The following is a 24,654-nucleotide window of genomic DNA, read 5'->3' on the forward strand; positions in this document are numbered from 1 at the left end:
CAGGCGAAGGTCTTGAAGGTCGCCATGAGGCTTGCGGGAAACGCAGGTCCCGAAAACCCCGGCGGCGCCGCGCTGCGCAGCCTTACGCAGCGCGATCCGTGCCGATTATTCTTTCCGCGAGCTTGACGACGTTCGGATCGCCCTCGGCGAAGTAGCGCTCGATGTCCTGCTGGAACCACCATGGCGGATAGACGACCCGGTTGGTGATCTGCCTTGAGTGGTAGCGGTAGTCGACCGATATGCCGTCGCCGCTCATGTAGTAGATCCACGCGGCCGAGCGTTCCTTCATATCCTTGGCGACCGCCGCCTTCTGGCTGAAGCGCAGGAGGCGCCGGAAATGCGTCCGGCTTTTCACGGCAACGTGGCCGACCGGATAGTCGACGGGGGCGAAATGGCTGCAGACGACGCTGGGGATGCCGAGCAGGCCGAGCTCCGCCGCCGTGGTGCCGTTGTAGATGACGCCGAGGTCGATCAGGCCCTCGAGCTCGTAGAGGTCGAACCAGCGGTGCCCGAGAATCACGACGTTGGGCGGGATTTCGACATTGATGAGGTCTTCGAAGTATTCGGTCAGGAACACCCCGACTTCGTGGCGCGTCTCGTGCGGATGCGGCTTGATCAGCAGGAGCGTGTTGCTGTCGCGGACCGACTCGATCGCATGGTTGAGGAAATCCTGCAGGTCGGCATGCGCCGGCCCGCCATCGAACGGCGCGCCCAGATCGCAGACCACCTTGCCGAAGACGCAGGCGACCTTGCCGCCGCCGTCGCGCCATGCCTTGATCCTTTCGATGCAGGCGGTGGCCTCGGGCGGACGCTCCTGGCCGCCGGTCGAGCGACGGGTTCTGGCGACATCCTGGACCGAATGCAGCATCTCGACGCCGCGATGCTTGTTGGCCTTATAGAATTCCTCGAAGTCGCTCGGAACCGGAAAACTCGCCGACCGCAATTGCGGGCTGCGCGTCATGTTGCGGATCGTGGTACGGGTGGAGACCGGCGAGGAGAAGTTGACGAAGTAGTTCTGGTAGCCATTAGCGGAATGCAGGCAGAAAAAGCGTTCCGGATCGCCGAACTCTTCCAGATAGAACCTGGCCACGACATCCGGCAGTCTGGATTGCTGAAGCACCATGAAGCCGACGCGCACGCCGCCGGAAACGACATCGCGATTGATGTTTTCCAGCACCGTCGCCGTCAGCTGCGTCCAGCTGACGAGCCGGGAAAGGAATTTCTCGAGGGACGGGCAGCTGAAGTCGATCGTATGACGCCGGCGATGGATGGCGCCTTCTTCCCTGACGTTGTCGTCCAGGTTGATGTTGTTCCACCGCAGCCGGCCGGTCGAGACGTCGGACCAGAATCCCGAGATCGGCGCCAGCTTGCCTTCGACCGACCGGTCGAAGCGGCCTTCCTGGGTTATGCAGCCCAGGAACTTGTCGATCCTGGCGATGCCGGTCTTTTCCAGCGGCAGGGAGCCGCTGACCAGCGGGATCACCGCCCAGCCGTTCCGCTTCATCTCCATCAGCACGACGAGCGGATAGCGGCGCATCTGCTCGATGGAGCGAGGCGCGACGAAAAGCACGCCGACCGGATGTTTCGGCTGGGGAATGCGCGAATACCAGGTTGCGGTCTCGGCCGCGAAGGTCAGCTCTCCGGTCCTGCGCAGAAGGTTCCAGCTGGCGATCGCGTCGACCGTGTGCGGCCGGGCCAGGATGCTTTCATGGACGCGCCGCGCAAGGGTGGCGGCGCGTGTGAACTGGCCGTCGCGCTGCAGGATGCGGACATATTGCAGCATCGCCTTCAAGCGCTTGCTCTTGTCCGGCAGCCGGCTGAAAAGCTTGTGGGCGAGGTCATAGCGCTGGGCTTCGAGGGCCCAGCGGAAATAGTCGCGCAGTTCGTGGTCGCGATCCGGGTCGCGGGCGGCTTCCTGAATAAACTTGGTCGTGACCTGCTCGAATCCAGCCGCGTCGCCTTCGACCAGCGCCGCGCATATCGTCCACAGGGCCGGCACGGCCTTGGGCTTGCCGGCTATGAAGACCAGCGCCTTCTCCAGCAGCACAATGTCCTTGGCCAGGTCGAGCTGCCGGGCGATCTGCAAGGCGCTGACGAGAAGCCGCACCATGGCCAGCGTCTTCACGCCGTTACGATCGATCTGGCTTCCTATATTCTTGCGGTCGGCAACCGCGGCCCATTCGACGCGCGCATCCTCGAAACAGCGCCGCGCCTGGTCGTATGCCGCCTGGTAGTTGGGAATGCGGCGAATGCCTTGCCGGAGCATGGCCTTGATCGCCTTGAACTTGCCGTCGAGGTTTTCCGCCGCGTCGTAGTTTCGCTTGCATACGTCGAGATAGCGGTCGTGCTGACGTCCTTGAATCAGCCGTTCTGAAAACACCAGCACATGGTCGTCGCCGTTCGACGCAGCCGAAGCGGCCGCAGGCGATTCGGAAACCGACGCCTCCGAGACAGCAGCCTCCGAGACGGCCGCATCCGAATCCACATCCTCGGACTGCGATCCGCCGGCGGCATCCTCCGCCCCGTCCGGCAGCGCCGCACTTTCTCCTTCGCCGCCTTCGCCGTCGTCATATCCGGAGCCGTCGGCCCAGGTCATGTTGTCGCGGGAAATCGAGTCGACGACCCGCCAGACGCTGGTGAGCCGCTGGTGGCGCCTTGACAGCTCATTGTCGAGACCGTCCGAGGCGGCGGCCTGCTGGCAACGCGTGATCGCAGCCGTCACAATGTCGTGAGCGAGCTGGAAGTCGCCCGCCTTCGCCAGCGCCAGCGTATGCAGATAGATCAGGAAGGGGCTGTCCGGATATCGCTTTAGCGACTTCCCCGACGCCTCCATGAGCTCGATGACCCCTTCGTCGGACGAAAGCAGATCGCAGACCCTCTTGCCGATGCGCGCCGGCACCGCGCGGCGCAATGTTTCATGCGCGGCCATGGCCTCCAATATGCTTGGCAGGTCGTCCGATTCCATGGCGTTCTGAAGGTGCCGGCCGACGACGCCCGAATTGTAGCGCTCCCGCAGCTTGGGAAAGGGGAGGACGCCCAGCGAGGCGCGGAGCGCGCCTTCGACCTTGGGACGATTGTAACTGCGATCGGCCAGCCGATCGATGGCCTGTTCATTCAAGGATCGAATGCCGCGATAAACCGTAAGGGCCGGCCCGTAGAGCCCGACGGCCCTGAGCGAATTGTCGAGGCCAAGACTCAGCCGGCGTCGCCATGTGCGCTTGGGTTTCTTCGGCCTGTCCAACGAACTCTGTGTCATGATGTACCGTTGTATCCGTCAAGTCCCGAGGGGCCGCCGTGGGATATCGACCAGAATTGCGTCACCCGGCCGGCGAGCCCTGCAAGGCTCTCCTATTGGCGAACTCCGCTGTCAGATTCAATAGCGGTGTGCTTGACCATGCCGATCTTCTTCAAGCACGACAGGACATGGCCCAGACGTCAATGTCGCTTGCATCGCCGCCGTCGTCAAACCATCGATCTTGCAGTCCCGCATATGTACCCCCATGTCGCCCGACCCGCCACAGGAGGATGTTAACGAGCCAAAATATGCTCGAATTTTGTCCGCCGACGCCTACATGCCGACAGTCCGGCCTTCGGTCGCGCTTTCGAAATCCGGGCACTCTGTAGGCGTCTTTTGCAATCCCGTCAAAGTTGCGCCCTATCGTATCGCATGATATTCGCGCCCGTCAGCCAGTGGATGAAGTCTGCAATGCAACTCGAAGCCGTAGATTCCAGCAATATCGCAACTTCCGAAGCTTCCGATATCGGGAGTTCCGCCCCTCGAATCGCTCTGTATCATGCCCTGAAATCGGTGCTTCCGGGCGAAGCTTCCATCGCTGTTGTTCACAATTCTCTGTCTTCGCTGCTTGCCGGCGGCAGTTTCAGCCGATTCGATGCGTTGTATGCTTTCGATCGGCTGGCGCGCGAAGGATGGACGCTGGCGTTCCCGGCCTTCACCTTCAGCTTCTGCCGCGGCAAGGAATTCCACCATCGCAACAGTGCCTCCGAGGTCGGCATCCTTGCCGACTGGGCGCTGGACGGCATTCCCGGCGCACAGCGCACCCGGCATCCCATCTATTCCTTCGTCGTCTTCGGCCGCCGTGCTGCGGAGATACTGGCCTGCTCCGGTGAAACCACGTTCGGGCCCGGGTCGACCTTCGAGTTCTTCGAGATGAGCCAGGCCACCGTCGTCATGCTCGGATGCGACTGGAAATATTGCACGCCTTTCCATCGCTACGAGGAACTGGCCAAGGTCCCGTACCGCTACATGAAGACCTTCACCGGCCAGGCCGATTTCGGCGATGGAGCGGGGCAGGTTTCCGCGCCGTTCTACGTGCGGGATCTCGAAGCCGACCCGCGCAACGATTTCACGCCCGCCGTCAAGGAACTGCGGCGCCGGGGCGCTATCCGGACCGCGCCGCTGTGGCGCGGCATTGTCGAGGCGGTCTACATCACGGACATGGCGGCAGTCTGCAACGAGCAGCTCAAGGCCGACGGCTATGCGCATGTCGGTAACGGGCCTGCCGTCGCCCAACGCTTCTCGGCGCGCCGCGCCCGCGAGAAGCAGGCGCCGCTGAAGGTCGCCGTGCTGGGCAGCTCCAATGTCGAGATCCTGCGCGCCGCGCTGGAGGCGGAACTGGCCGCGCATGTCGCTGACCGCAGCATCGAGACGTTCAGTGTTCCCTATGGCCAGTTGCAGCCGGCCCTCATCGATCCTTCCATCGGCCTGTTCGGCTTCGGCGCCGAGTACACGCTTTTCGCCGACAGGCTGGAGGACGTGGCGGCAGCGACCTCCCTCGACGGGATCGACGCGGCGATGCTTCGCGACCGCGTGCTTGATTATGCCGACGCGATCCTGCGCTACCGGCAGCAGGCGAGGGGCTGGATCTTCGTCGCCCGCTTCGCGGCGTTGCGCGCCACCGGCGAGAGTGCGACCACGCAGGCGCGGCTGTTCGCGGCGATGAACGAGGCGCTGGAAGGCGCTCTGCAGGGCGCCGAGCAGGTCGCCTGGATCGACATGGCGCAGCAGGCGGCCTTGTCGAACGGCAGGGTCACCGACGACCGCCTCTGGCATCTCGGTCGCTTTCCGTTCACCGAGCCGTTCTCGCAGCAGCTTGCGAAACATGTGACGGGCCTCGTGCTTGCCGCCATGGGTAAGACAGCGCGGGTGCTGGTGATCGACCTCGACAACACGATGTGGGGCGGCGTGCTCGGCGAGGACGGCATCGACGGCGTCAAGATCGCCGGCGACTATCCCGGCAACGCCTTCCTCGCCTTCCAGCGCGCGTTGCGCACGCTGGCGCGCCGCGGCATCGCGCTGGCGATCGCCAGCAAGAACGACACCGACCTAGCGCTGAAGATGATCGACGAGCATCCGGGCATGGAGATACGCAGTGCCGACATCGTCGCGCACCGGATCAACTGGAGCCCGAAATTCCAGAACATTCGCGAGATCTGCGAGGAACTGAGCCTCGGACTGGAATCGGCGCTGTTCATCGACGACAATCCGGTCGAGCGGGAGGCCGTCAAGCGCAACGTGCCGGGCGTCAAGGTTCTCGACCTGCCCGCCGACCCCGCCGAATACGCCGAAGCGCTGCTGTCCTCGCCATGGCTGGGCGTGATTTCGGTGACGGCCGAGGATTTGAAGCGCGTCGAAAGCTACAAGAATCGCGCCAAGATCGAACTGAGCCGGAAGTCGGCCGTCAGCCTCGAGGATTTCTACCAGAGCCTTGGAATGACCCTGCACATGCGGCCGGTCGACGCCACCAACATCGCGCGCGCGGCGCAGCTCTGCAAGAAGACCAACCAGTTCAACACCACGACGCGGCGCTACGAGGCGTCCGACCTGACCGCGATCGCCGCGGCGGGCGGCGACGTCGCCGTCATCGCGCTCGAGGACAAATATGCGGGCGAGGAGAACATCGGCCTGATCGTGGTGAAGGACCATCCCGACAGGGAAGCCACGGGCCTGATCGACCTTTACCTGATGTCCTGCCGGGTGCTCGGCCGCGGCCTGGAGACCGCGATCACCCGCTGGGCGATGACGCGGGGAACGCATCGCGGCTGGCGCGAACTCCGTGGGCCGATCATCGAGACGGAACGCAACACGCCGGTGCGGGGCGTGTACCGCGACACCGGCTTTGTTTACGAGGAATCGGCCGACGAATGGGTGGCCAAGTGCGGCCCGGACGTCGCGCTGCCGTCCTATCTCACCATCGCCGACCATATGACATCCGGCCGCTGATGCGCGTCCGGCCGCCGGGCGGCTATTGACCGCGCCGCCGGCATAGGGGCAAAGCTTCGCGCGGCGCGGCCGGGCGATGGTATCCAGACTTCCGGGCGCAATGCGTTTCCAGGGAAACCTCCGTAGCAACCATTTCCAGAGGTACATGTGACATCGACCGTTGCCTTCGATCGGTTCCAGACCGGCGACCATATCGTTTTCGACAAGACCTTCGACGAGTCTGAATTCGACGCATTCTCCCGCCTGAGCGGCGACCGCAATCCGTTCCATCACGATGCCGCCTATGCGGCCAGCCAGGGCGACGGCCAGCGGACCATCGTGCCGCTGCACATGACGCTGGCGCCGCTGTCGACGATTGCCGGCATGGTTTTCCCGGGCGAGCCGTCGCTCTATCTCGGCCATGAGATCCGGGCGGCGAAGCCGGTGCACTATGGCGAGCCGATCCGCTATTCGGCGCGGGTCGAAAGCGTCAACCAGAGCCACCGCGTGCTGACCCTGCGGGTGCTGGCGCTGAACGGCGCGAGCGTGGTGCTCGACGCCTCGATGCGTGTCCAGGCGCGCTACGCCGACTGGGAGTTCAAGCCGCTCTATCCGATCCGCCGCGAAAGCGACGCGACGGCGCTGGTCACCGGCGGGTCCGGCGAGATCGGCCAGGCGATCGCCATCGCCCTAGCGCGGCGCGGCTACAAGCTGCTGCTGCAGGATCGCGGTCCCTCCGCGCGCCGCGACGCGCTGACCGCGATACTGGAACTGGAAAAGGCAAAATTCAGCTTTGTTTCGGCCGATCTCGCTTCGGCGGAAGGCCGGTCGGCGCTGACCGATGCGGCTGCTGCCTGCGATGATCTCGGCCTCGTGGTGCACACCGCATCGGCCCCCGTCGAATCGCCCGTCGAGACGCATGTCGGCATCGCCTTCTCGGCGCTCGACGCCGTCGTCCGCGCCGCGCTGCCGGCGATGCTGGCGCGGCAGAGCGGGGCCGTCGTACTGATCGGCACCAGCGCGGTGGAGACGTTCCCGCCGGGATGGGAGACCTATTCGGGCGCCAAGATGATGGCGACGCAGAGCCTTCGCTCGCTCGACGCCGCCAACCGCGCCTATGGCGTCACCGGGCACACGATCGCTCCGGGATATGTGGCCACGGCTTTCTCGGAAGCCTTCCGCGGGCCGGATACGCCGGCCCTTCTGCCGGCGGAACTCGCGGCGCACCTGCTCGACCTGCTGGACGACCGCAAGTCCGTGGAGCGTGACATGATCGTTGAAACCGGCAGGCTGGCGCGCGGCCGCTTTGGCTTCGTGCCGGCGGGGGCGCGGGTCCAGTCCGCCGCTCCGGCCGCTGCCGTCCAGCAAGGCAATGGCGCGGCTGCTGCGACTGCATCGGGCGGCGACGGCCTGGATGCCCAGCTCAAGCAGTCGGTGCTGCGGGCGCTGAAGCTGCCGGCCAGCCACGATCTCGGCGGCGGCGGGCTCGGCGTCACCCCAGGCTGGGATTCGCTGCGCCACATCGAGCTTCTCTTGGCGATCGAGAGCGAATACGGCGTGCGCTTCACCTCCGGCGAGATCGAGGCGACGCACCGGATGGAACAACTCATCGAATTGCTGAGGCAGAAGCGGCAGGTGCGGACATGAACGACATGGCAGCGGCGACGATCGGCCCGGCGGAAGGACTGGCGATGCATGCGCTCGCCACCGAGCTTTTCCCGATCTGCCGGAGCATCACCGGCGACGGCGTTCGGCAGACCTTCGACATCTTGAAGCGCTATTGCCCGAACCTGGAGACCTTCTCCATCAAGTCGGGGGAGCCGGCGCTCGACTGGAAAATCCCGGACGAATGGAACATCCGCTCGGCAAAACTGATCGGGCCGTCCGGCGAGGTCATCGCCGATTTCGCCGACAACAATCTGCATGTGGTCGGCTATTCCGAGCCCGTCGACACGGTGCTGTCGCTGGAGGACTTGCAGCCGCACCTGCATTCCATACCCGACCAACCCGATGCGATCCCCTATGTCACCTCCTATTATCGCCGCTACTGGGGGTTCTGCATTCCGCACAGCAAGCGCGCCAATCTGCAGCCGGGCTCGTACCGCGCGGTGATCGACAGCACGCTGGCGCCCGGCGAGCTGATCTACGGCGAGGCGAAAATCGCCGGCGAGAGCGAGGAGGAGATTTTCGTCTCCACCTATATCTGCCACCCGTCGATGGCCAACAACGAGCTGTCGGGGCCGATGGTCACGACCTGGCTGGCGCGCTGGATCGCCTCGGCGCCGCGGCGCTACAGCTACCGCATCGTCTTCGTGCCGGAAACCATCGGCTCGATCGCCTATATCAGCCGCAACCTCGCCGAGATGAAGCGGCGCATCATCGCCGGCTTCAACGTCACCTGCATCGGCGACGAGCGGGTTTATTCCTACCTGCCGTCGAGGCACGGCGACACGCTGGCGGACCGGGCCGCGAAGCATGTGCTCGGCCATATCGATCCGAACTACATCCGCTACCGTTATCTCGACCGGGGCAGCGACGAGCGCCAGTATTGCTCGCCCGGCGTCGACTTGCCGGTCGCCTCGGTCATGCGCTCGAAATATGGCCGCTATCCTGAATACCACACGTCGCTCGATGATCTGACGCTGGTCACGCCGACCGGCTTGCAAGGCGGGCTCGACGCGCTGAGGCGCTGCGTCGAATGTGTCGAGGGCAACCGCCGCTACCAGATCGGCGTGCTCGGCGAGCCGCAACTCGGCCCGCGCGGCCTCTATCCGACCATGTCGACCAAGGGCAGCGCCGCCGGCGTGCGCTCGATGATGAATTTCATCGCCTATGCCGACGGAACGCGCGACCTTCTGGAGATCGCCGACCTGATCGGCGCGCCGGCCTGGGACATTTTCGAGTTCGCCTCGAAGCTGGTCAGCCACGGGCTGATGAAAACCGTGGACTGATCGAGCAAAGGGCGGGCGTGCGGCTCCGATCCTATCGGAGCGCGCCCGCTACCGGGGACGACTATCGATGCTTCGCTGTGACGTCCAGGCCGCCGTCAGGACGTGTTCGGTTTCTCCATCGCCCACTGCGCCAGCCCGTGGACGACCTCCAGAACGTCCTGCACCTCATGGGTGGATTTTGGCCGCCAGCCGGGCGGTCGGCCGGGTTTCAGCGGCCATATGCGCTGGAACCGCGCGGGTGTGCCGGTTCGCCTGAACGGCGCGATCCCCGCCTCCTGGCGCAGCTTTTCCTTCGCGGCCGCCGCCGCGTTGCGCGCCCGCCAGCGGGCAAACCGTTTTGCCTGCCCCGGCAGGTCGTCGAGGGCGGCGGCCAGCGCTTGCAGGCGCAGGGAAATCCGCGTCGCGTCGACCGGATCGTCGGCAGGCAGGCGGCGGAACGGCATGCCGGTACCTGACGATGCGCCATCGGCTGCCACTGGCCACGGGCGGACGCTCCAGGGCCGCAGTGGATCGAACAGCGGCAGGCTGAGCTTTTTCGGGCGGGCGGCGCGGCGTTCGGCGGCGCGCCTGGCATCCGCTACCCACCGCAATTCGTCCCGCGACAGGGTGACGGCGATGCCAAAACCGCGCAGAAGCGGCTCGATGGGTTTCGGCTTGGGTTTTCGCGGACGCGCTGGCGGCAAGGTTATCACCAGCCCACGCGCCGCCACGATGATCAGCCGCCGCACCGCCGCCTCGGCCGGTCGCAGCAGTTTTGCGATGGCGCGATGCAGGTTTCGGGGAAGGGTAAGCGCCGGGGACAGTCTGCTTTTTTCGGCCCGCGCGACTTCTGAACTGCTTCGGCCTTCCTGCCGAAAGAAAGCAAACTGTCCCCCGGCGCAAAACCCGGCCATGGCGACGAGCATGGCCAGCACCCGCTTCAGCGCCTCCCGGTTCTTGTCGACTGCCGCAGTCCAGTCCATCGCCGCCTCCTTCCAGCACAGGCGCGGCAATTATCGCGCAGGTTGGAAGGGGTGGGGGAATTTCTCGGGGAAATAGTCCTGACGGATGCTGACAAGGACGACGCTTGAGAGATCAGGCGGGCGAGATTTTCGGCGCAATTCCAGCGTCTTGCCATGGGAGCTTTGGCTCGACCGTCGGCGCCGCCCCTCATCTGCCTGCCGGACATCTCTCCCCGTAAGAACGGGGCGAGAGGGCCAGACTTCACCGTTTTCGCAAACCAGGACCGTTGGAGATTGGCGAGAAGATTGCGGCACCTCTCCCCGTTCACGGCTATCGCGTTCGAGGATTTCACAAGCGGGCCGACCAGGGTGGCATGCGGAAAATCCCGTGAAGTCCGGAATATCGATGGATTTCAAAGGCATAGCCGGATGCCCGGTCGAAAATTGCGGTTTGGGCTTCACGGAAGGGCCAAAAACACGGTTTTGCGCTGCATTTCAGGTCGTTTGGGGTTGAGGCTAGGACATTTCGCTTCGCGCGGATTTCGCAGCGAGGGTAGCGTCTTCGCGCCGACTGGATTGTCCGCCGGCGACGGCCGGAGGCCGGGCGCGGGATTGCGCCGAGTTGACCGTCGCGCGCCCGGTCCTGTAATCCACGCATCGCCGATTGTTGCGGCGCAAAACAAGGTGGCGGCCGGACGAGCATGCTGGAACGGGCTGACAGCTACGAGGCGCTCTACAGAAATTTCCGCTGGGCGGTTCCCGACCGGTTCAACATCGGCGTCGCCGTCTCGGACCGCTGGGCGGCGAGCGAGCCGGAGCGGACGGCGCTGCTGGAATACAGGGCGGAGGGCGAGCCGGTCCGTATGAGTTATGGCGAACTGTCCCGGCAGTCCAATGCGCTGGCCAATGCGCTTCGCGGGCAAGGCATCGGACGCGGCGACCGGGTGGCGCTCTTGATGCCGCAGAGTTTCGAGACGGCGATCGCCCATGTCGCGATCTACAAGCTTGGCGCCATCGCCGTGCCGCTGGCGCTGCTGTTCGGCGTCGAGGCGCTGGAATACCGGCTGCAGACGGCGGGCGTGAAGGCGGTCGTCACCAACGCCAGGGGCGTTTCCAAGCTGAAGGGGGTTCGCGCGCGGCTGCCGGGGCTGGAACTGGTGGTTTCCACGGATGGCGCGGATAGCGACACGCTCGGCTTCCATCAGGCGGTGGCCGATCATGCGGTGGTCTTCGAAGCGGTGGAGACGACGCCCGACGACCCGTCGATGATGATTTTCACATCCGGCACGACCGGGCCGCCGAAGGGCGCCTTGCATGGCCACCGGGTGCTGATCGGCCATCTGCCCGGCGTGCAGTTCCACCACGAGTTCTTTCCGCAGCCGGGCGATCTCGCGTGGACGCCGGCCGACTGGGCCTGGGCCGGCGGGCTGCTCAACCTGTTGCTCCCCTCGCTCTATTTCGGCGTGCCGGTGGCGTTCGGGAAATTCGAAAAGTTCGATCCGGAGGCCGCCCTCGGGCTGGTGGAGAAGATGGGCGTGCGCAACGCCTTCATTCCGCCGACGGCGCTGAGGATGATGAAGTCGGTGACCGGTATCCGCCGGCGTTTCGACCTGAAGCTGCGCACGGTGGGCTCGGCCGGCGAGGCGCTGGGCCGCGAGACGTATGAATGGGCGAAGGAAGAACTCGGCCTGACCGTCAACGAGTTCTACGGCCAGACCGAATGCAACATCGTGCTGTCCTCCTGCGCGGCGCTGGGCGTCAGCCGGGGCGGGGCGATCGGCAAACCGTCGCCCGGCCACGCGGTGGCGATCATTGATGCCGAGGGTCGCAAGATGCCGGCGGGCGAGATCGGCCAGATCGCGGTGCGCCGGCCCGACCCGGTGATGTTTTTGGGCTACTGGCAGAACGATGTTGCGACGCGCCAGAAATTCATCGGCGACTGGATGACCACAGGCGACCAGGGCATTGCCGACCAGGACGGCTACGTCTCCTTCTTCGGGCGCGACGACGACGTCATCACTTCGGCCGGCTTCCGCATCGGCCCCGGCGAGATCGAGGATTGTTTGACGGGCCACCCGGCGATCGCGCTGGCCGCGGCGGTCGGAAAACCCGACCCGCTGCGCACCGAGATCGTGAAAGCCTATGTGGTGCTGCGCGACGGGTTTTCGCCGAGCGACGAACTGGCCGCCGAGATCAAAAGTTTCGTGCGCGAACGGCTTTCGGCGCATGAATATCCGCGCGAGGTGGCGTTCGTGGACTCGATGCCGCTGACGACGACGGGAAAGGTGATCCGGCGGATTTTCCGGGATCGGGCGCGGCACGAGATCGAGGATTGAGGGGAGTAACCAGCGTGACTTGCTTGGTCGCCGGGTGGTCCTGTCTTAGCGGTGATGAAGACCGGACATGGCGAAACTGAAGAAGCTCATCGAAAAGTTGATGCGCGGCGCGCCATTGTCTTTTCGGGAATTGGAGCAGGTGTTGACCGGTTTGGGGTTTTCGCTTGAACGTGTCGCGGGAAGCCATCACATCAATGTCCATCCCGATGCCAACCGCCCGATCTCGATCCAGCCGGATGGAAAGGAAGCGAAGCGCTACCAACTTCGGCAGCTCCGCGATATGATCGAGGAATTCAACTTGCTGGGCCCCGAATGATCGAGGACTACGCCATCGTCGTTTTCTGGTCGGACGCCGACCATGCGTGGATCGCCGACGCGCCGGACCTGAAGTCCTGTTCGGCCCATGGCGCTACTCCGGAGGAGGCGATCTCGGAGTTGAACATAGCCATGGCTGCGTGGTTCGACGTGGCGCGGGCACAGGGCCATGCTTTGCCGGCAGCGCGGTTCAGGCAGTCGCTTCCGGCCGCGGAATAGAGGCTTTCGTCCGCGAACGGCTCTCTGCGCATGAATATCCGCGCGGTGGCGTTGGTGGCCGCCATACGGGCGCAGCCGATACTGACCGGCTTCATGCCACGACAGATCATATCGGAATCCCAACAGGATGTGCGAATCGCCGATACCAAGCTGCCCCGGATTGTGGTGTTGATATTTGCGAATCAACACCTCGGAGGACGCTGGGCAGGACAGTGAAGAGCGGCACCGACGTCAAAACAATAGCAATTGGCACAAAAACCAGCCGCGCTAAACTTGCCGGGTTTTCTTCAGCCATTCGCAACATCTGGGGCCGCATAGGGATGAGCATCAAGATCCTTGTGTCGACGCACTGTTCAAAGGCTCCTCGATGACCCGTTTCATTACCGAAGATCTCTCCGCTACTGAACTTGTCGACGCGGGGGACCAGATTGTCGTCACGAGCCGGGGAAGCATTACCAGCGACATTGCGGTGCTCGGCTACGGAAACAACACGATAAGCATCCATGGCTTCGTCGCCGGAGACAAGGGTTTGGTTCTGTCCGAACCGCAGGCAGGGAACGAGCCCGTCGGCGGCGACAGTGTGCTGGTTGCCTCCGGCGGATCGATACAGGCCACGGTCGGCATTCTGGCAAGAGGCTACGGGTCCACGATCCTGAACGCCGGCGCGATCGGCGGCGCCACCGGCATCGACGCGGACGGGTTTGGTGGGACCATCAGCAACACCGGCAGGATCGACAGCCTTGTCACCTCGGTGCTGCTGCATTGGTTCGGGGGCGTGATCTCGAACACCGGAGTCCTGAGCAGCGCCGGCGGAAATTCGCTCGACACGATCGAAGGCCTGGGAGCGCCGCGCGGCGGCATCGTCGGCTTTGCCGTGTCGGCCGACATCAACAATTCGGGGACGATCTCGGTCGTCGGAAGCAATACCTACGGTATCGGCCTTGTCGGGACATCCCACTCCGTCCGCAATTCCGGACTTATCGAGACGATGTCTGGCGACCTTAGCGATACGGCGATTCGTCTCGGCGACGGCGACTCCTACGTCACGAATACCAGCACCGGCCGCATCGTTGGCAGCGTCGCCATTCAACTGGGTTCCGGGGATGACCAGATCGTCAATGACGGCGAAATCGTCGGTTCGATCAAACTTGGATATGGCCTCGATTATTACGACGGCAGAAACAGCAAGTTCGGCGCGACGGTTTATGGTGAAGGAGGCCCCGGTTTCCTCTATGGCGGCTCGGGGAACGACAGGCTCCACGGCGGCGACGACATGGACCAGCTCGATGGCGGCGCCGGCGCCGACTTGCTGGCGGGCGGCAAGGGCAACGATTGGTATTTCGTCGACAGCGTGTCCGACATCGTGTCGGAGCGGATCGGCGAAGGCGAGGACGCCGTCTTCACGACGAGTTCCTTCGCCCTCGGCTCTTCCGCCGATATCGAGACGCTGGTCGCCCGCGGCCGATCGAGCGTGGAGCCAATCTATCTCACCGGCAACGCCTACGGCCAGTTCATCTATGGCGATTCCAGCGACAACCGGATCGACGGCGGCGGCAGCAATGGCGGCGGCACCTACGATTTCGACGGCCTTTACGGCGGCGACGGCAACGACACCTATATAGTCTCCTCTGCGTCGGACATCGTCGGTGAGATAATCGATGAGGGCGATGCCGACCGTGTCATGGCCCGCGTCAGCTACGTGCTGCCCCGCGCGGGCATGGAAGGCCACTTCGAAATCCTGACCACCAGCAGCGCCGCCGGCACATCGGCGATCAACCTGACCGGCAATGAACTGGCGCAATTGATCGTCGGCAATGCCGGCAGGAACATATTGAGCGACGGCGGCGCCGGCGAAGCCGACACGATGAGGGGCCTGGGCGGGAGCGACGTCTATCGCGTCTACAATTCCGGCGACATCATCATCGAGGCGTCGGGCGCCGCAGCAGGCTCCGCCGACAGGGTCGCGTCGGCGGTCGACTATGCGCTCGGCGCCGGGGTGCATGTCGAGGTGATGACCACCAACGGCTCGACGGGCACCTCCGCCATCGATCTTGCCGGCAACGAGATCGCCCAGCAGATCATGGGCAATGCCGGGTCGAACATTCTCGACGGAAAGGGTGGAAAAGACATTCTGACCGGCTTCGGGGGCAAGGATTTCTTCGTCTTCTCAACGCAACTCGGCGCGGGCAACGTCGACGCCATAACCGATTTCAAGGTTGCCGACGACACGATCCGGCTCGACGACGCGATCTTCACGGCGCTGACGACGGGCGTCCTTCCGGCATCGCAGTTCAAGGACAATGCGATCGCGCCGAGAGACGCGGATGACCGCATCATCTACAACTCGAATACCGGCTCGTTGTTTTACGATGCGGACGGCACGGGCACGGCCTTCACCGCGGTGAAGTTCGCATCGCTGGCGCCGGGGCTGGCTCTTACGGCCGCCGATTTCGTGGTGATTTGAGTGGTCATGATCGCTGCCCCTTGTACCAGCGGCCGTTGATTTTGAGCGCCGACGATCAAGGCAAACGACCTGCGGCATAAATCTATTCATGCAATGACACCGGCCGCTCACTCCGGCAGGCCCGCCTTGCGGAAGCCGTCGACGAAGTGCGCGCGCACGGCGGCGTCGCGCAGGGGCTGCGAATTGGTCCAGTGGCCGATCGTGAAATGCGGATGGGCCACCAGGAACATCTCGGCCTCCCATGCGGCCTCGTCCCGCCGGCCGAGCTGCGCCAGGCTTGCCGCCAGGAATTTTCGCGAATTCGTGCGGTAGGTCTCTTGGCGGCGCAGCGTCTCGACCGCCCGTTCGTAGTCACCGGCGGCGTATTGGGCCTGGCCGAGGTGGCAGAAATACCAGCAGGCGGGATAGGGGTTCAGCCGCAGCGCCTTGTCGATCTGCTCGAGACTGTCGTCGATCCGGCCGCCGAGGACGGACATGTCCGACAAGGCCGCCCAGGTGTCGGCGTGGTTCGGATCGATCTCCAGCGCCCTGGCGAATGCGGCGTCGGATTCCGGCCAGCGCCGGTCATAGGCCAGGATGGTGCCGAAGAAATAGTGGCAGCCGGCGTCGTTGGGGTCGAGCGCCACGGCCTTTTCGGCAAGCGCCACCGCCTCTGTGCGGTTCGGATCCTCCGGCTCGCCGAAATGCGTCCAGGCGAGCCAGCGGTTGTAGGCAAGCAAGCCGTGCGCCTCGGCATAGGAGGGTTCGAGCTCGATCGCCCGCTTGAGCAGAAGATAGGCTTCGCGCGCCGTTTGCGGTGACTCTTCGGTCAGCGCCCGGGCGTGCACGCAAAGGTCATGCGCCTCGAGGCTATTGGGCCGGTTGCGCGGCGCCGGCGCGGTCAGCCGCCCGGCGAGGGCCTCGACGATCCTGCCGTTCACCTCATCCTGAACGGCAAAAATGTCCTCCAGGGTGCGGTCGAAGCGCTCTGCCCAAACATGTTCGCCGGCCACCGCGTCGATCAACTGGGCATTGATGCGCATCCGCCCGGCAGCGCGGCGCGCACTGCCTTCCAGCACGTAGCGGACGCCAAGCTCCTGCGCGACCTGGCGCACGTCCACGGACTTGCCCTTGTAGACGAAGACGGAGTTGCGGGCGATGACGAACAGCCCGGCATTGCGGGAGAGGTCGGTGATCAGGTCCTCGGTCAGACCGTCGGCGAAGGATTCGTCTTCCGGGTCGTTGCTCATACTGGTGAAAGGCAGGACGGCAATCGACGGCTTGACCGGCAGCGACAGGGAGATTGCCGGCGCTGACGGATCTCTCACCCCGATCGCCCGCGATGCCGGCGCGGCGGCCGCCCGCGACCGGGCAGCCCGCCATGCCGTGCGCAGCGGCGCGAAATCGAGGTTTTCGGCCTCGAACAGTCTTGCGGTCGCCGTCAGGTGTTCTTCGGCTTCCCGGATGCGGTTCTCCGCGGCCAGCGCCTTCAGCACGGCCTCGTGGGGAAGGAGGTCGAACGGAGCGAGATGAAGCCACCGGTCGAGATAGATGCGGGCCTCGTCGTCGGGCAGGCGCCCGGTCAGGTGCTTCAGCAGGCCGGCATGAAGATCGCGAAAACGGCGGCGCTGGGTGACGAGCCAGCTTTCGAAGACCGGGTTGCGGTCGATCTCCAGGCCGGCCAGGAAATCGCCGGCGATGAGGCCGGCCAGCGCCTTCAGACGCTCCGGGGTTAACGTGTCGAAATCCTGCTGCGCTGCCTGGGCGACGGCAACCGCGTCCACGAAACAATCGCTGACATCGAGCGTGAGCGTATCGCCTTGCGCCTGGACCCTGCGCCGGCCGGGCTCGTCGACGAGGCTCCTGATCTTGCTCAGGCACCAGCGCAGCTCGCCGCGCGGGTCATTTGGAAGGTCCCACAAAAGATCGCAGAGCTGGCTGCGCGTGGAAGGGTGGGGGGAGAGCGCCAGATAGGCAAGAAGCGCGCGCGCCTTGCGGGAGGACGGCAGCGGCAGCGCGGCACCCTCGCGGCGGACCGACAGTTGCCCGAAAAGACGAATCTCAAGCGACGATTCTGCCTCGGCGAGGCTTCGTCCGGTCGATTCCATGGGCTTTCCCACGCTCTCTCCCACGCTCTCTCCCACGGCCCGCCTTTAAGGCATAAACCCAAGGAACGGCGCGCGTTTGCGCCAAACCCGCAACCCGCCTCGAAACGCGAAGGCGGCACCATACCATCTGGAGAAGCCGCGCGCCTCCCACGCGCGGCCTGCAAGAGGAGTCGAATAGCTTCGTCGCGAGATCATGCCCCGCAATCGGACGGCACCACGCACGCTCGAGCAGCTTCGACCCTCGCAGTTGGCCGGTACGAAAACCTGAGGGTGAATGCCGGTTTCTATCTGCAACCTTCAACACAAGCAATATCAGGACACCACCATGACAACCTACACCATCGACGAAAACCAGAATACGATCAGTGCCGGCAACGGCACCGACTTCTTCCAGGGCCTGGGCGGCGGCAACGACAGCCTGCGCGGCAATGGCGGAAACGATTTTTTCGACATCCAGAACGGCCAGACCGGCCTGATCGACGGCGGCACCGGATATGACCGGGTCCACCTGAACGGAGCCGGCTACAATGTGCTCGACGCCGGGCTCAACATCACCGGCGTCGAAGAGCTGATCGTCGACTCCACCAACCTCATGGCCACCGTCGCGCAGCTTAAGGACGTCACCCATTTCGGCGTGAACAACGAAGGAGACAGCTTCTACTTCTTCCTGCAGGGCGCCGGTGGAACGCTGGACTTCTCGAAAAGCTTCACCGAACCGCAGCAACTGAACATCGAAGCCGAGATGGCGACGTCGCGCGTCGTGATCACCGGCAACGACGGCAAGAACGAGATGATCGGCTCCGATTTCGGCGACTGGCTGAACGGCGGCAAGGGCAATGACATCGTCCATGGCGGCGACGGCAACGACCTGATCAAGGGCGGGCTCGGCCGCGACACGCTCTATGGCGACGACGGCAAGGACATCTACGTGTTCGACACCGCGGTGTCGGCCAGCAATGTCGATCATTTCGGCGACTTCCGGCCCCAGGACGATTCGATCCGTCTCGACGATTCCGTCTTCTCATGGGCGGGCCAGACGCTCGGCGCGCTGAAGCAGAATGAGTTCAAGGTGATCGGCAACGGCCAGACCGTCGATGCCGACGACCACATCCTCTACAACCAGAACACCGGCGCCCTCTACTACGACGCGGACGGCGCCGGCGGCCAGTCGGCCAAGCTGTTCGCGATCGCCGACAATTTCTCCGGCGACGTTCCGATCCTGACCTACCAGGATTTCTTCATCATCTGAGGCGGCCGCTGCTTTCGGCAGCCACGCCAAGGACCAAGTCAAGGAAGGGCGGCCACGCGATAGCGTGGCCGCCCGAACCCGTTTTCGCGACCGCCGGCCGAGAGGGCTCGAAGGTCAGCGCCTACCAACAGCGGTCAACGGCATATCGGTGGAGGTTGGCGGCCTCGTTCCCGGAGCGGGATCCTTCACTCGCGCCCGAGCAGGCTCTTCACCCGGTTGCGGATGATGCGGGCCATGTTGCGTGTCTCGCGGTAGAGGTGGAGCTGCGAGGCGGCCTGGCGGACGGGGCGGTCGGAATTGGGGGTCATGCCGATGACCACCGTGCCCATCTGGCGGCGCTCGGTCCACAGGCGGCTCATAACCGGATGGTCCGGCACGGCGCAGGAATCGGTGGCGTCGATGTTGGGGTCGTCGAGATGCTGCTTCGTTACCTCGATCATCAGCAGCGTGCCGGGCGACAGGGCGGCGAAAGCCTCGTCGTAGGCGGTCTTCCAGGTGTAGGCCACGCCGGCTTCGACGAAGACGATCAACGCGGCGATCGGCTCGCCGTTCAAGGTAAGCAGATGCACGCGGCACATGTCCTGCTCGGCGAGGCGATGGACGGCCTCGCGGGCGAAGGCGGCGCGAAAGCGGTCGATCGCCATGGCGGTGCGCTGGCGGCCTTTCCAGCCTGAAGCTTCGAGGGTCAGGAAGGCTTCGAGGCCGTTGCGCACGTCGTCCTCGCTGCGGGCGACGATGTGCTCCAGCGTGCCCTGCTCGCCGAGCCGCCGCTTCATGCGCCGGAACTCGCGGTAGTGATGCGCGCGCAGGGCGGTTTTCAGATAGGCCTCGCCGTCGAGATCGCTTTCGAGGAAGGGTCTTAGCTGCGGCGACGTCGTCTGGATCGGCAGGCCGCGCGCATCGGCGACCGAGGTGAGCATGGTGGCGACCGGGCCGTCGAGGCGCATTTCCGGCAGGACCAGGACTTTCGGCAGCTTGAGGTGGGGCCGCGACAGCATGTCGAAAAAGTCGCCGACGACGCCTTCCGGATCGTCGCGGTCGAGCAGCGGCGTGCCGAGCGGGCCGAACGGGCTCGACCAGGTGCGCATGATCGATATGCCGAGCGGCATCGGCGGCTTCTCGATGGAGAAGGGCACCAGCAGGCGCAGGCGCGACTTGTCCTCGTCGCCGTCGCGGATGACGGCGAGGCGCACCTCGCGATCCTCCAGGCGCGGCATGGCGGGCGCCAGAAAACGCGGGTTGAAGAAGACGTTGGGCTCCAGCGTGCGCTTGCACAAATAGTCGAGTTCCTCGACCAGGTCGAAGCCGGCGGACGCGGCGTAGATGCTGAGGCGCCGCACCGGGCGGCGGTTCTCGATCGATTCCTCATGCGCGGGGTGGGGCAAGGCGATGTCGAGACCGGCGAGGCCCGAGATCATGGCGCCGGCCGTGCCGCCGCTGACTTCCTCGACGAGCGGTTGCGCGGCCATCAGCGTGCCCTCCTTGAGGCGAGCGGCGGCATGAAGATCGCCATGCGGATGCCAAGCTTGCGCCAGGCGGTGAAGGACAGCGCCGTCGCCTCGAAGGCCATCGAGGTGGCGGTGGCGGCGGCGGCGCCCCACAGGCCGAACCGCGGTATCAGCAGCACGCTAAGGCCGATGTTGAGCGCCAGCGTCAGGGCGATGACGACGGCGCAGGCATTCTGGTGGCCGGACATCGTCAGCAGGCTTTCGCACGGGCCGACGGCGGCCCGCGCCACGACGCCGATGACCAGCAGGAAGAGCAGCGGATAGCCGTCCTGGAAGCCCGGGCCGAACAGAGCGAGCATCGGCTCGCCGAGCGCCAGGACGACGATCGCCATGAGCAGGGAGGGCCAGAAGGTCCACGCCACGGTTTCGCGGGCGAAGTCGGCCAGCTTCTCTCGGTCGCCATGGGTGAACTGGGCGTAGCGCTGGGCGACGCCCGCCTTGACGGCGAAATAGACGAAATGCACCAGCGCCAGTGTCTTCACCGTGGCGAAATACACCGCGACGTCCTCCGGCTGCATGTACATGCCGACCATCAGCACGTCGGCATTGGTGAGCAGGTAGAAGAAGCTCTCGACCAGGAAGATCGGCAGCGACACGGCCAGCCACGCCTTCAGGTGGATGTTGCGCGGTCCGGGCGGCAGTTTGCGGTCGACATGCGCGGTGATGCTGACGAGCTGCGCCAGGGTCGTCGCATAGGTGGCGAGGATCGTGGCGCAGATCGCCACCTTTGCGTTGGCCGGGTAGCCCAGCGCAATCGCCAGCACCATGAAGACGAGGATCAGGATGGGCCGCGTCAGGTAGGTCGGGGCAAGGGCGGCTATCGCCCAGGAATGGGCGCGCGCCATGCCTTGCAGCAGGTCGGACAGGGCGACCATCGGCAGGCAGAACATGCCGAGCATGAAGGGGATGACGTAATAGGGCTCGACATGGTCGGACAGCAGCCACAGCGCCAGCATGGCGGCGAACATGATGGTGGTGGAGACGAGGAGCACGAACAGGCGGCTGGCCAGAAGCACGCCGCGCAGCTCGGCCATCATGTTCTTTTCGCGGAATTCGGGGATGAAGCGGATGACTGTGGTGTGGAAGCCGAAGCCGGAGATGCTGCCGGCGATGATCATCGTCGTCCACACCAGCACGAAGATGCCGTATTCGAAGCTGCCCATCCAGCGGGCGAGCAGCACCTGGCTGACGAAGGCGATCGCCGCGCTGACGATGCGGATGCCGAAGGCGATGAGCGACATGCGGCCGGCCTCGCCGCGCTCGCCGGGCGCGAAGACCACCGCGTCGATGCGTTCGACGACGGGGCGCAGCCGCAGCGCGAGGCGCTCGGGCAGAAGCCTTTCGGCCGTCGTTGCCGCGGAAAAGCGCACGCGATACTGTCTCCGAGTTCCGCCGGTAGTCCGTACGGTCTAGCGATTACACGTTAAGAAACGGTTGGGTGGGGTGTTGTGCAACCCTGAGGAAACACAAGAGCGTGATCGATCCCGGCGAACGTGCGAAGATGCTTAAGGCCTATTCGATCGGTCCAAGGATGATCGCCTACCTGGAGAGGATCGGTATCGAGCGGCTGGCCGATCTGAAGGGCGCCGATCCGAATCTGGTTGCGATGCGCATCGACGTGGCGCTCGAGCGTCGGCACATGAATCGCCTCGGCATTGCTGCACTGGCAAATCTGATCGAACTCGCCGACCGCGAGAGCGACCTTGGTCCAGACATAAGATCTCATACCAGCGGCTTTTGACCTCGCCCGTCCGCGTGCAAGGCAAATAACCCTCGATATCCGTCGGCAAACCCCGGTGACGTGACCCTCAGCCGCGTAGCGCCTCGACTACGGGACGCCGGTAGATCAGCGCGGCGGGGATGAGCGCCAGCAGCAGCCCGAGCCCGAGCAAGGCACCGACCAGCGCCAGTTCGGTCAGGCCGAGCGTGGCGTGCATGGCCATGCCGGTCTCGGCCGATACGAGGCGCGAGACGAAGCCGGCGAACGCCCAGCCGAGCGGCAGGCCGATCAGTGCGCCGGCGGCGATGAGGCCGGCGACATAGAGCCAGACGGTGGCGAAGATGAAGGCGCGTGGCGCGCCGAGCGCCCTGAGCACGGCAAAACGCTGGCGCTGCAGGTCGAGCAGGGCAAGGATGCCGGCAAGGATCGCGGCGACCACCAGCACCTGCGCGGCCAGCGTCAGCGCGGCCATGACGCGGGCGACGTTGCCCATCACCACGTAGAGGTCGACCAGAACCTCGGCGGGGAAGAAAGCGGTCGAAGCGATGGTGCGGTAGCGGTCGCGCAGGCCGTAGGCGGCGGCGAGGTTTTCCGGCTTGATCACGATCGCCGGCACGCCGGGCAGTTTTGCCGTGTCGAAGGGCGGGCCGATGCGGGTGTCGCCGTCGGCATGGCCGATCGGAAGCCCATGCACGGCCCAGTTGTATTCGATCGGCACGACGATGGCGCGGTCCCACGGCGTGCCGGTGGGCTTCATGCGGCCGACGACGGTGACCGCCTGGTGATGGTGGCCGGCCTCGCCGTCGTGTTCTTCGTGATCCGCTTCGCGGGCGGGTTCACCGTCATGGACCTCTTCCGCGCCATCCTTCCGATGGGTTTCTTCCGCTTCGTGGTCGTGCCCGGCTTCGTCCTGCCCGTGTGCTTCCGAATGGTCGTGCGCCTCCGCCGCATCGTCGGCATTGCCGCCGGCACCGTCGGCGTTGCCGTGACTGATCGAAAATTCCTCGCCCACCGCATGCGGCGACAGGGCGCCGACGACGGCCTCGTTCATGCGCTCGAACGGCCGGCCCTCGGCGAGGCCGCCGGAGAGATGGGTGACGAAGCCCGCCGTGGTGCCGACGACCGGGTCGCCGCCCTGGCTGTCGCCGAAGCCGATGGGGGCGGCGAAATCGGCGCGCTCGCCTGAAAGCACGGTGGCGGTCATCTCGGGCGACAGAAGCTCGACGGCGGTCGGATCGAGATAGACGACGGAAAGCAGCACGTCGGTCTGGCTGCCGGGGGCGGCGACGATCAGGTCGAAGCGATCGGCGGCGCGCGCGCTGCCCAGCCGCAGGGCGCGCTCCTGCGCGCTGATGGCGACGCCGAGCGCGACAGCGAAAGCGATCAGGCCGACGAACAGCAGGGCGGTGAAGCGGTTGCGCGACAGCGCCGCGCGGACGATGGGGAGCGGGTTCATCGGGCCGGTTCCAGAGCCTTGGGCTGGACAATGCGGCCATGGTCGAGCGCGACGGTGCGTGTCGATACGGCGAGCAGCGCCGGGTCGTGCGAGGCGACGACGACGGTCCGTCGCTCGACGGCGGCGAGATCGCGGAGCGCTGCGACGACCAGCGCGCCGGAAGCGCCGTCGAGGCTGGCGGTGGGCTCGTCGGCGAAGATCACCTTCGGGTCGAACAGCAGGGCGCGGGCGATGGCCACGCGCTGCTGCTCGCCGCGCGACAGAAGCGAAACATGGCTGCGGTCGCGGGGCACGCCGAAGCGCTCCAGCAGGGATTCGGCGCGGTGGCGCAGGCTCTTGACGGAAAGGCTTGAGAACCAGCCGGGGGTCAGCACATTGTCCGCCGGGCTCAATTCGTCGATCAGGTGGAAATTCTGGAAGATGAAACCCGCATTGTCGCGGCGCCAGCGGTCGCGCCCGGTCTCACTCATGGCCGCAAGGTCGGCGCCGGCCCAGGCGACGGTGCCTGCGGCCGGCACGAGCAGGCCGGAGAGCAGGTAGAGCAGCGTCGACTTGCCGGAGCCGGAAGGGCCTGCCAGGGCGACCAGTTCGCCGGGCTCCAGCCGCAGATGCGGCAGGTCGACGATGGTCTGGCGCTCGCGGCGGCCGGCGCGCACGTCAAAACGCAGGCCGTGGGCCTCGCCGGGAAGTCCGGTCATCGGAAGCTCAGAGCTTTTCGTAGCGCACGTCCATCAGGCGCACGTAGCTGACGAAACCGGTCTCGGCATCGGTCTGGAAGCCGGTCTCGAACCGTCCCCGGACGCGGATCAGGTCGGTGTAGCGCACGACGGCGATCGAGCCCTGCGCACGGGCGAGCACGATGTCGTCCGGCCACTGCGCCTCGGTCTCGCAGAAGGGGCAGGTGGACATGGGAAGCTTGGTGAGCACGAAGAAGTCGATCTCCGGCTTCAGCGGCGGCGCCATGTAGCCGATCATCTCGACTTCGGCGCCTTGCAGGCCCCTGGCCTTGTCGGTGAGGTCGTTGCCGCGCACGTAGAGTTCGCGGAATTTCAGGGTCGGGACGGCGGTCGCCGCGCGCGCGCCGGTCGCAACCGGCCAGGCGGCGGCCAGGGCCATGGCGGAAAGCAGGTCGCGTCGGTTCATCCTCGTATCTCCTTCCACAACAGGCGCCTTGCGGCAGAAAGGCAG

At 65.2% G+C, this 24,654-nt stretch carries 17 protein-coding genes; 9 read left to right on the top strand and 8 right to left on the bottom strand.

Going from position 1 to position 24,654, the window contains the following annotated elements; all coding sequences use genetic code 11:
* Positions 1–82: 82 nt before the first annotated feature.
* Complete coding sequence (locus ACSBOB_RS07860; RefSeq protein WP_442581882.1) at positions 83–3,256, bottom strand: hypothetical protein; 3,174 nt, start codon at positions 3,254–3,256, stop codon at positions 83–85.
* Between the two features lie 639 nt (positions 3,257–3,895).
* Between ACSBOB_RS07860 and ACSBOB_RS07865 the strand changes: the two genes are divergently transcribed.
* The 3 genes from ACSBOB_RS07865 to ACSBOB_RS07875 all read left to right on the top strand — a co-directional run bounded on the left by ACSBOB_RS07865 (position 3,896) and on the right by ACSBOB_RS07875 (position 9,171).
* Complete coding sequence (locus ACSBOB_RS07865; protein WP_442581883.1) at positions 3,896–6,241, top strand: HAD-IIIC family phosphatase; 2,346 nt, start codon at positions 3,896–3,898, stop codon at positions 6,239–6,241.
* A gap of 147 nt (positions 6,242–6,388) precedes the next feature.
* Positions 6,389–7,867: an SDR family NAD(P)-dependent oxidoreductase gene (locus ACSBOB_RS07870; RefSeq protein ID WP_442581884.1), complete on the top strand. Its 1,479-nt coding sequence runs from the start codon at positions 6,389–6,391 to the stop codon at positions 7,865–7,867.
* On the top strand, positions 7,864–9,171 hold the full coding sequence (locus tag ACSBOB_RS07875) for a DUF4910 domain-containing protein (RefSeq protein WP_442581885.1): 1,308 nt from the start codon (positions 7,864–7,866) through the stop codon (positions 9,169–9,171). The genes ACSBOB_RS07870 and ACSBOB_RS07875 overlap by 4 nt, the downstream gene beginning before the upstream one ends.
* A gap of 95 nt (positions 9,172–9,266) precedes the next feature.
* On the opposite strand, the gene ACSBOB_RS07880 is transcribed toward ACSBOB_RS07875, so the two are convergent.
* Positions 9,267–10,133, bottom strand: a complete 867-nt coding sequence (locus tag ACSBOB_RS07880; RefSeq protein WP_442581886.1) for a hypothetical protein — start codon at positions 10,131–10,133, stop codon at positions 9,267–9,269.
* A gap of 680 nt (positions 10,134–10,813) precedes the next feature.
* Between ACSBOB_RS07880 and ACSBOB_RS07885 the strand changes: the two genes are divergently transcribed.
* The 4 genes from ACSBOB_RS07885 (at position 10,814) to ACSBOB_RS07900 (ending at position 15,446) form a co-directional block, all read left to right on the top strand.
* A complete protein-coding gene (locus tag ACSBOB_RS07885; protein WP_442581887.1) occupies positions 10,814–12,448 on the top strand; it encodes an AMP-binding protein in 1,635 nt (544 codons plus the stop codon).
* A gap of 67 nt (positions 12,449–12,515) precedes the next feature.
* Positions 12,516–12,764, top strand: coding sequence for a type II toxin-antitoxin system HicA family toxin (locus ACSBOB_RS07890; protein ID WP_442581888.1), 249 nt, complete (start codon positions 12,516–12,518; stop codon positions 12,762–12,764).
* Entirely contained in the window at positions 12,761–12,982 is a 222-nt protein-coding gene (locus ACSBOB_RS07895) for a type II toxin-antitoxin system HicB family antitoxin (protein ID WP_442581889.1), read from the top strand. The genes ACSBOB_RS07890 and ACSBOB_RS07895 overlap by 4 nt, the downstream gene beginning before the upstream one ends.
* Positions 12,983–13,349: 367 nt before the next feature.
* Positions 13,350–15,446: a calcium-binding protein gene (locus tag ACSBOB_RS07900; protein WP_442581890.1), complete on the top strand. Its 2,097-nt coding sequence runs from the start codon at positions 13,350–13,352 to the stop codon at positions 15,444–15,446.
* Between the two features lie 107 nt (positions 15,447–15,553).
* Here the strand turns inward: ACSBOB_RS07900 and ACSBOB_RS07905 are convergent, their stop codons facing one another.
* The gene (locus ACSBOB_RS07905; protein ID WP_442581891.1) at positions 15,554–17,533 is read right to left on the bottom strand and encodes a hypothetical protein; all 1,980 of its coding nucleotides are present in this window, start codon (positions 17,531–17,533) and stop codon (positions 15,554–15,556) included.
* A gap of 325 nt (positions 17,534–17,858) precedes the next feature.
* Here ACSBOB_RS07905 and ACSBOB_RS07910 point away from each other — a divergent pair, with 325 nt between their 5' ends.
* Positions 17,859–18,782: a hypothetical protein gene (locus tag ACSBOB_RS07910; protein WP_442581892.1), complete on the top strand. Its 924-nt coding sequence runs from the start codon at positions 17,859–17,861 to the stop codon at positions 18,780–18,782.
* Positions 18,783–18,967: 185 nt separating this feature from the next.
* Here ACSBOB_RS07910 and ACSBOB_RS07915 read toward each other — a convergent pair whose 3' ends face one another.
* On the bottom strand, positions 18,968–20,251 hold the full coding sequence (locus ACSBOB_RS07915; RefSeq protein ID WP_442581893.1) for a GNAT family N-acetyltransferase: 1,284 nt from the start codon (positions 20,249–20,251) through the stop codon (positions 18,968–18,970).
* Positions 20,251–21,660, bottom strand: coding sequence for a lipopolysaccharide biosynthesis protein (locus ACSBOB_RS07920; protein ID WP_442581894.1), 1,410 nt, complete (start codon positions 21,658–21,660; stop codon positions 20,251–20,253). Before ACSBOB_RS07920 ends, ACSBOB_RS07915 begins: the two co-directional genes overlap by 1 nt.
* Positions 21,661–21,764: 104 nt before the next feature.
* Here ACSBOB_RS07920 and ACSBOB_RS07925 point away from each other — a divergent pair, with 104 nt between their 5' ends.
* Complete coding sequence (locus ACSBOB_RS07925) at positions 21,765–22,031, top strand: hypothetical protein (protein ID WP_442581895.1); 267 nt, start codon at positions 21,765–21,767, stop codon at positions 22,029–22,031.
* A gap of 67 nt (positions 22,032–22,098) precedes the next feature.
* Here ACSBOB_RS07925 and ACSBOB_RS07930 read toward each other — a convergent pair whose 3' ends face one another.
* From ACSBOB_RS07930 to ACSBOB_RS07940, 3 genes are read right to left on the bottom strand one after another with little or no spacing between them, the layout of a single operon-like run.
* Entirely contained in the window at positions 22,099–23,466 is a 1,368-nt protein-coding gene (locus ACSBOB_RS07930; RefSeq protein WP_442581896.1) for an FtsX-like permease family protein, read from the bottom strand.
* On the bottom strand, positions 23,463–24,164 hold the full coding sequence (locus ACSBOB_RS07935) for an ABC transporter ATP-binding protein (protein ID WP_442581897.1): 702 nt from the start codon (positions 24,162–24,164) through the stop codon (positions 23,463–23,465). The genes ACSBOB_RS07930 and ACSBOB_RS07935 overlap by 4 nt, the downstream gene beginning before the upstream one ends.
* A 7-nt stretch (positions 24,165–24,171) precedes the next feature.
* Positions 24,172–24,609, bottom strand: coding sequence for a hypothetical protein (locus ACSBOB_RS07940; protein WP_442581898.1), 438 nt, complete (start codon positions 24,607–24,609; stop codon positions 24,172–24,174).
* Positions 24,610–24,654: the final 45 nt, after the last annotated feature.

The organism is Mesorhizobium sp. KACC 23794 (assembly GCF_052180275.1).
Classification (GTDB): domain Bacteria; phylum Pseudomonadota; class Alphaproteobacteria; order Rhizobiales; family Rhizobiaceae; genus Kumtagia.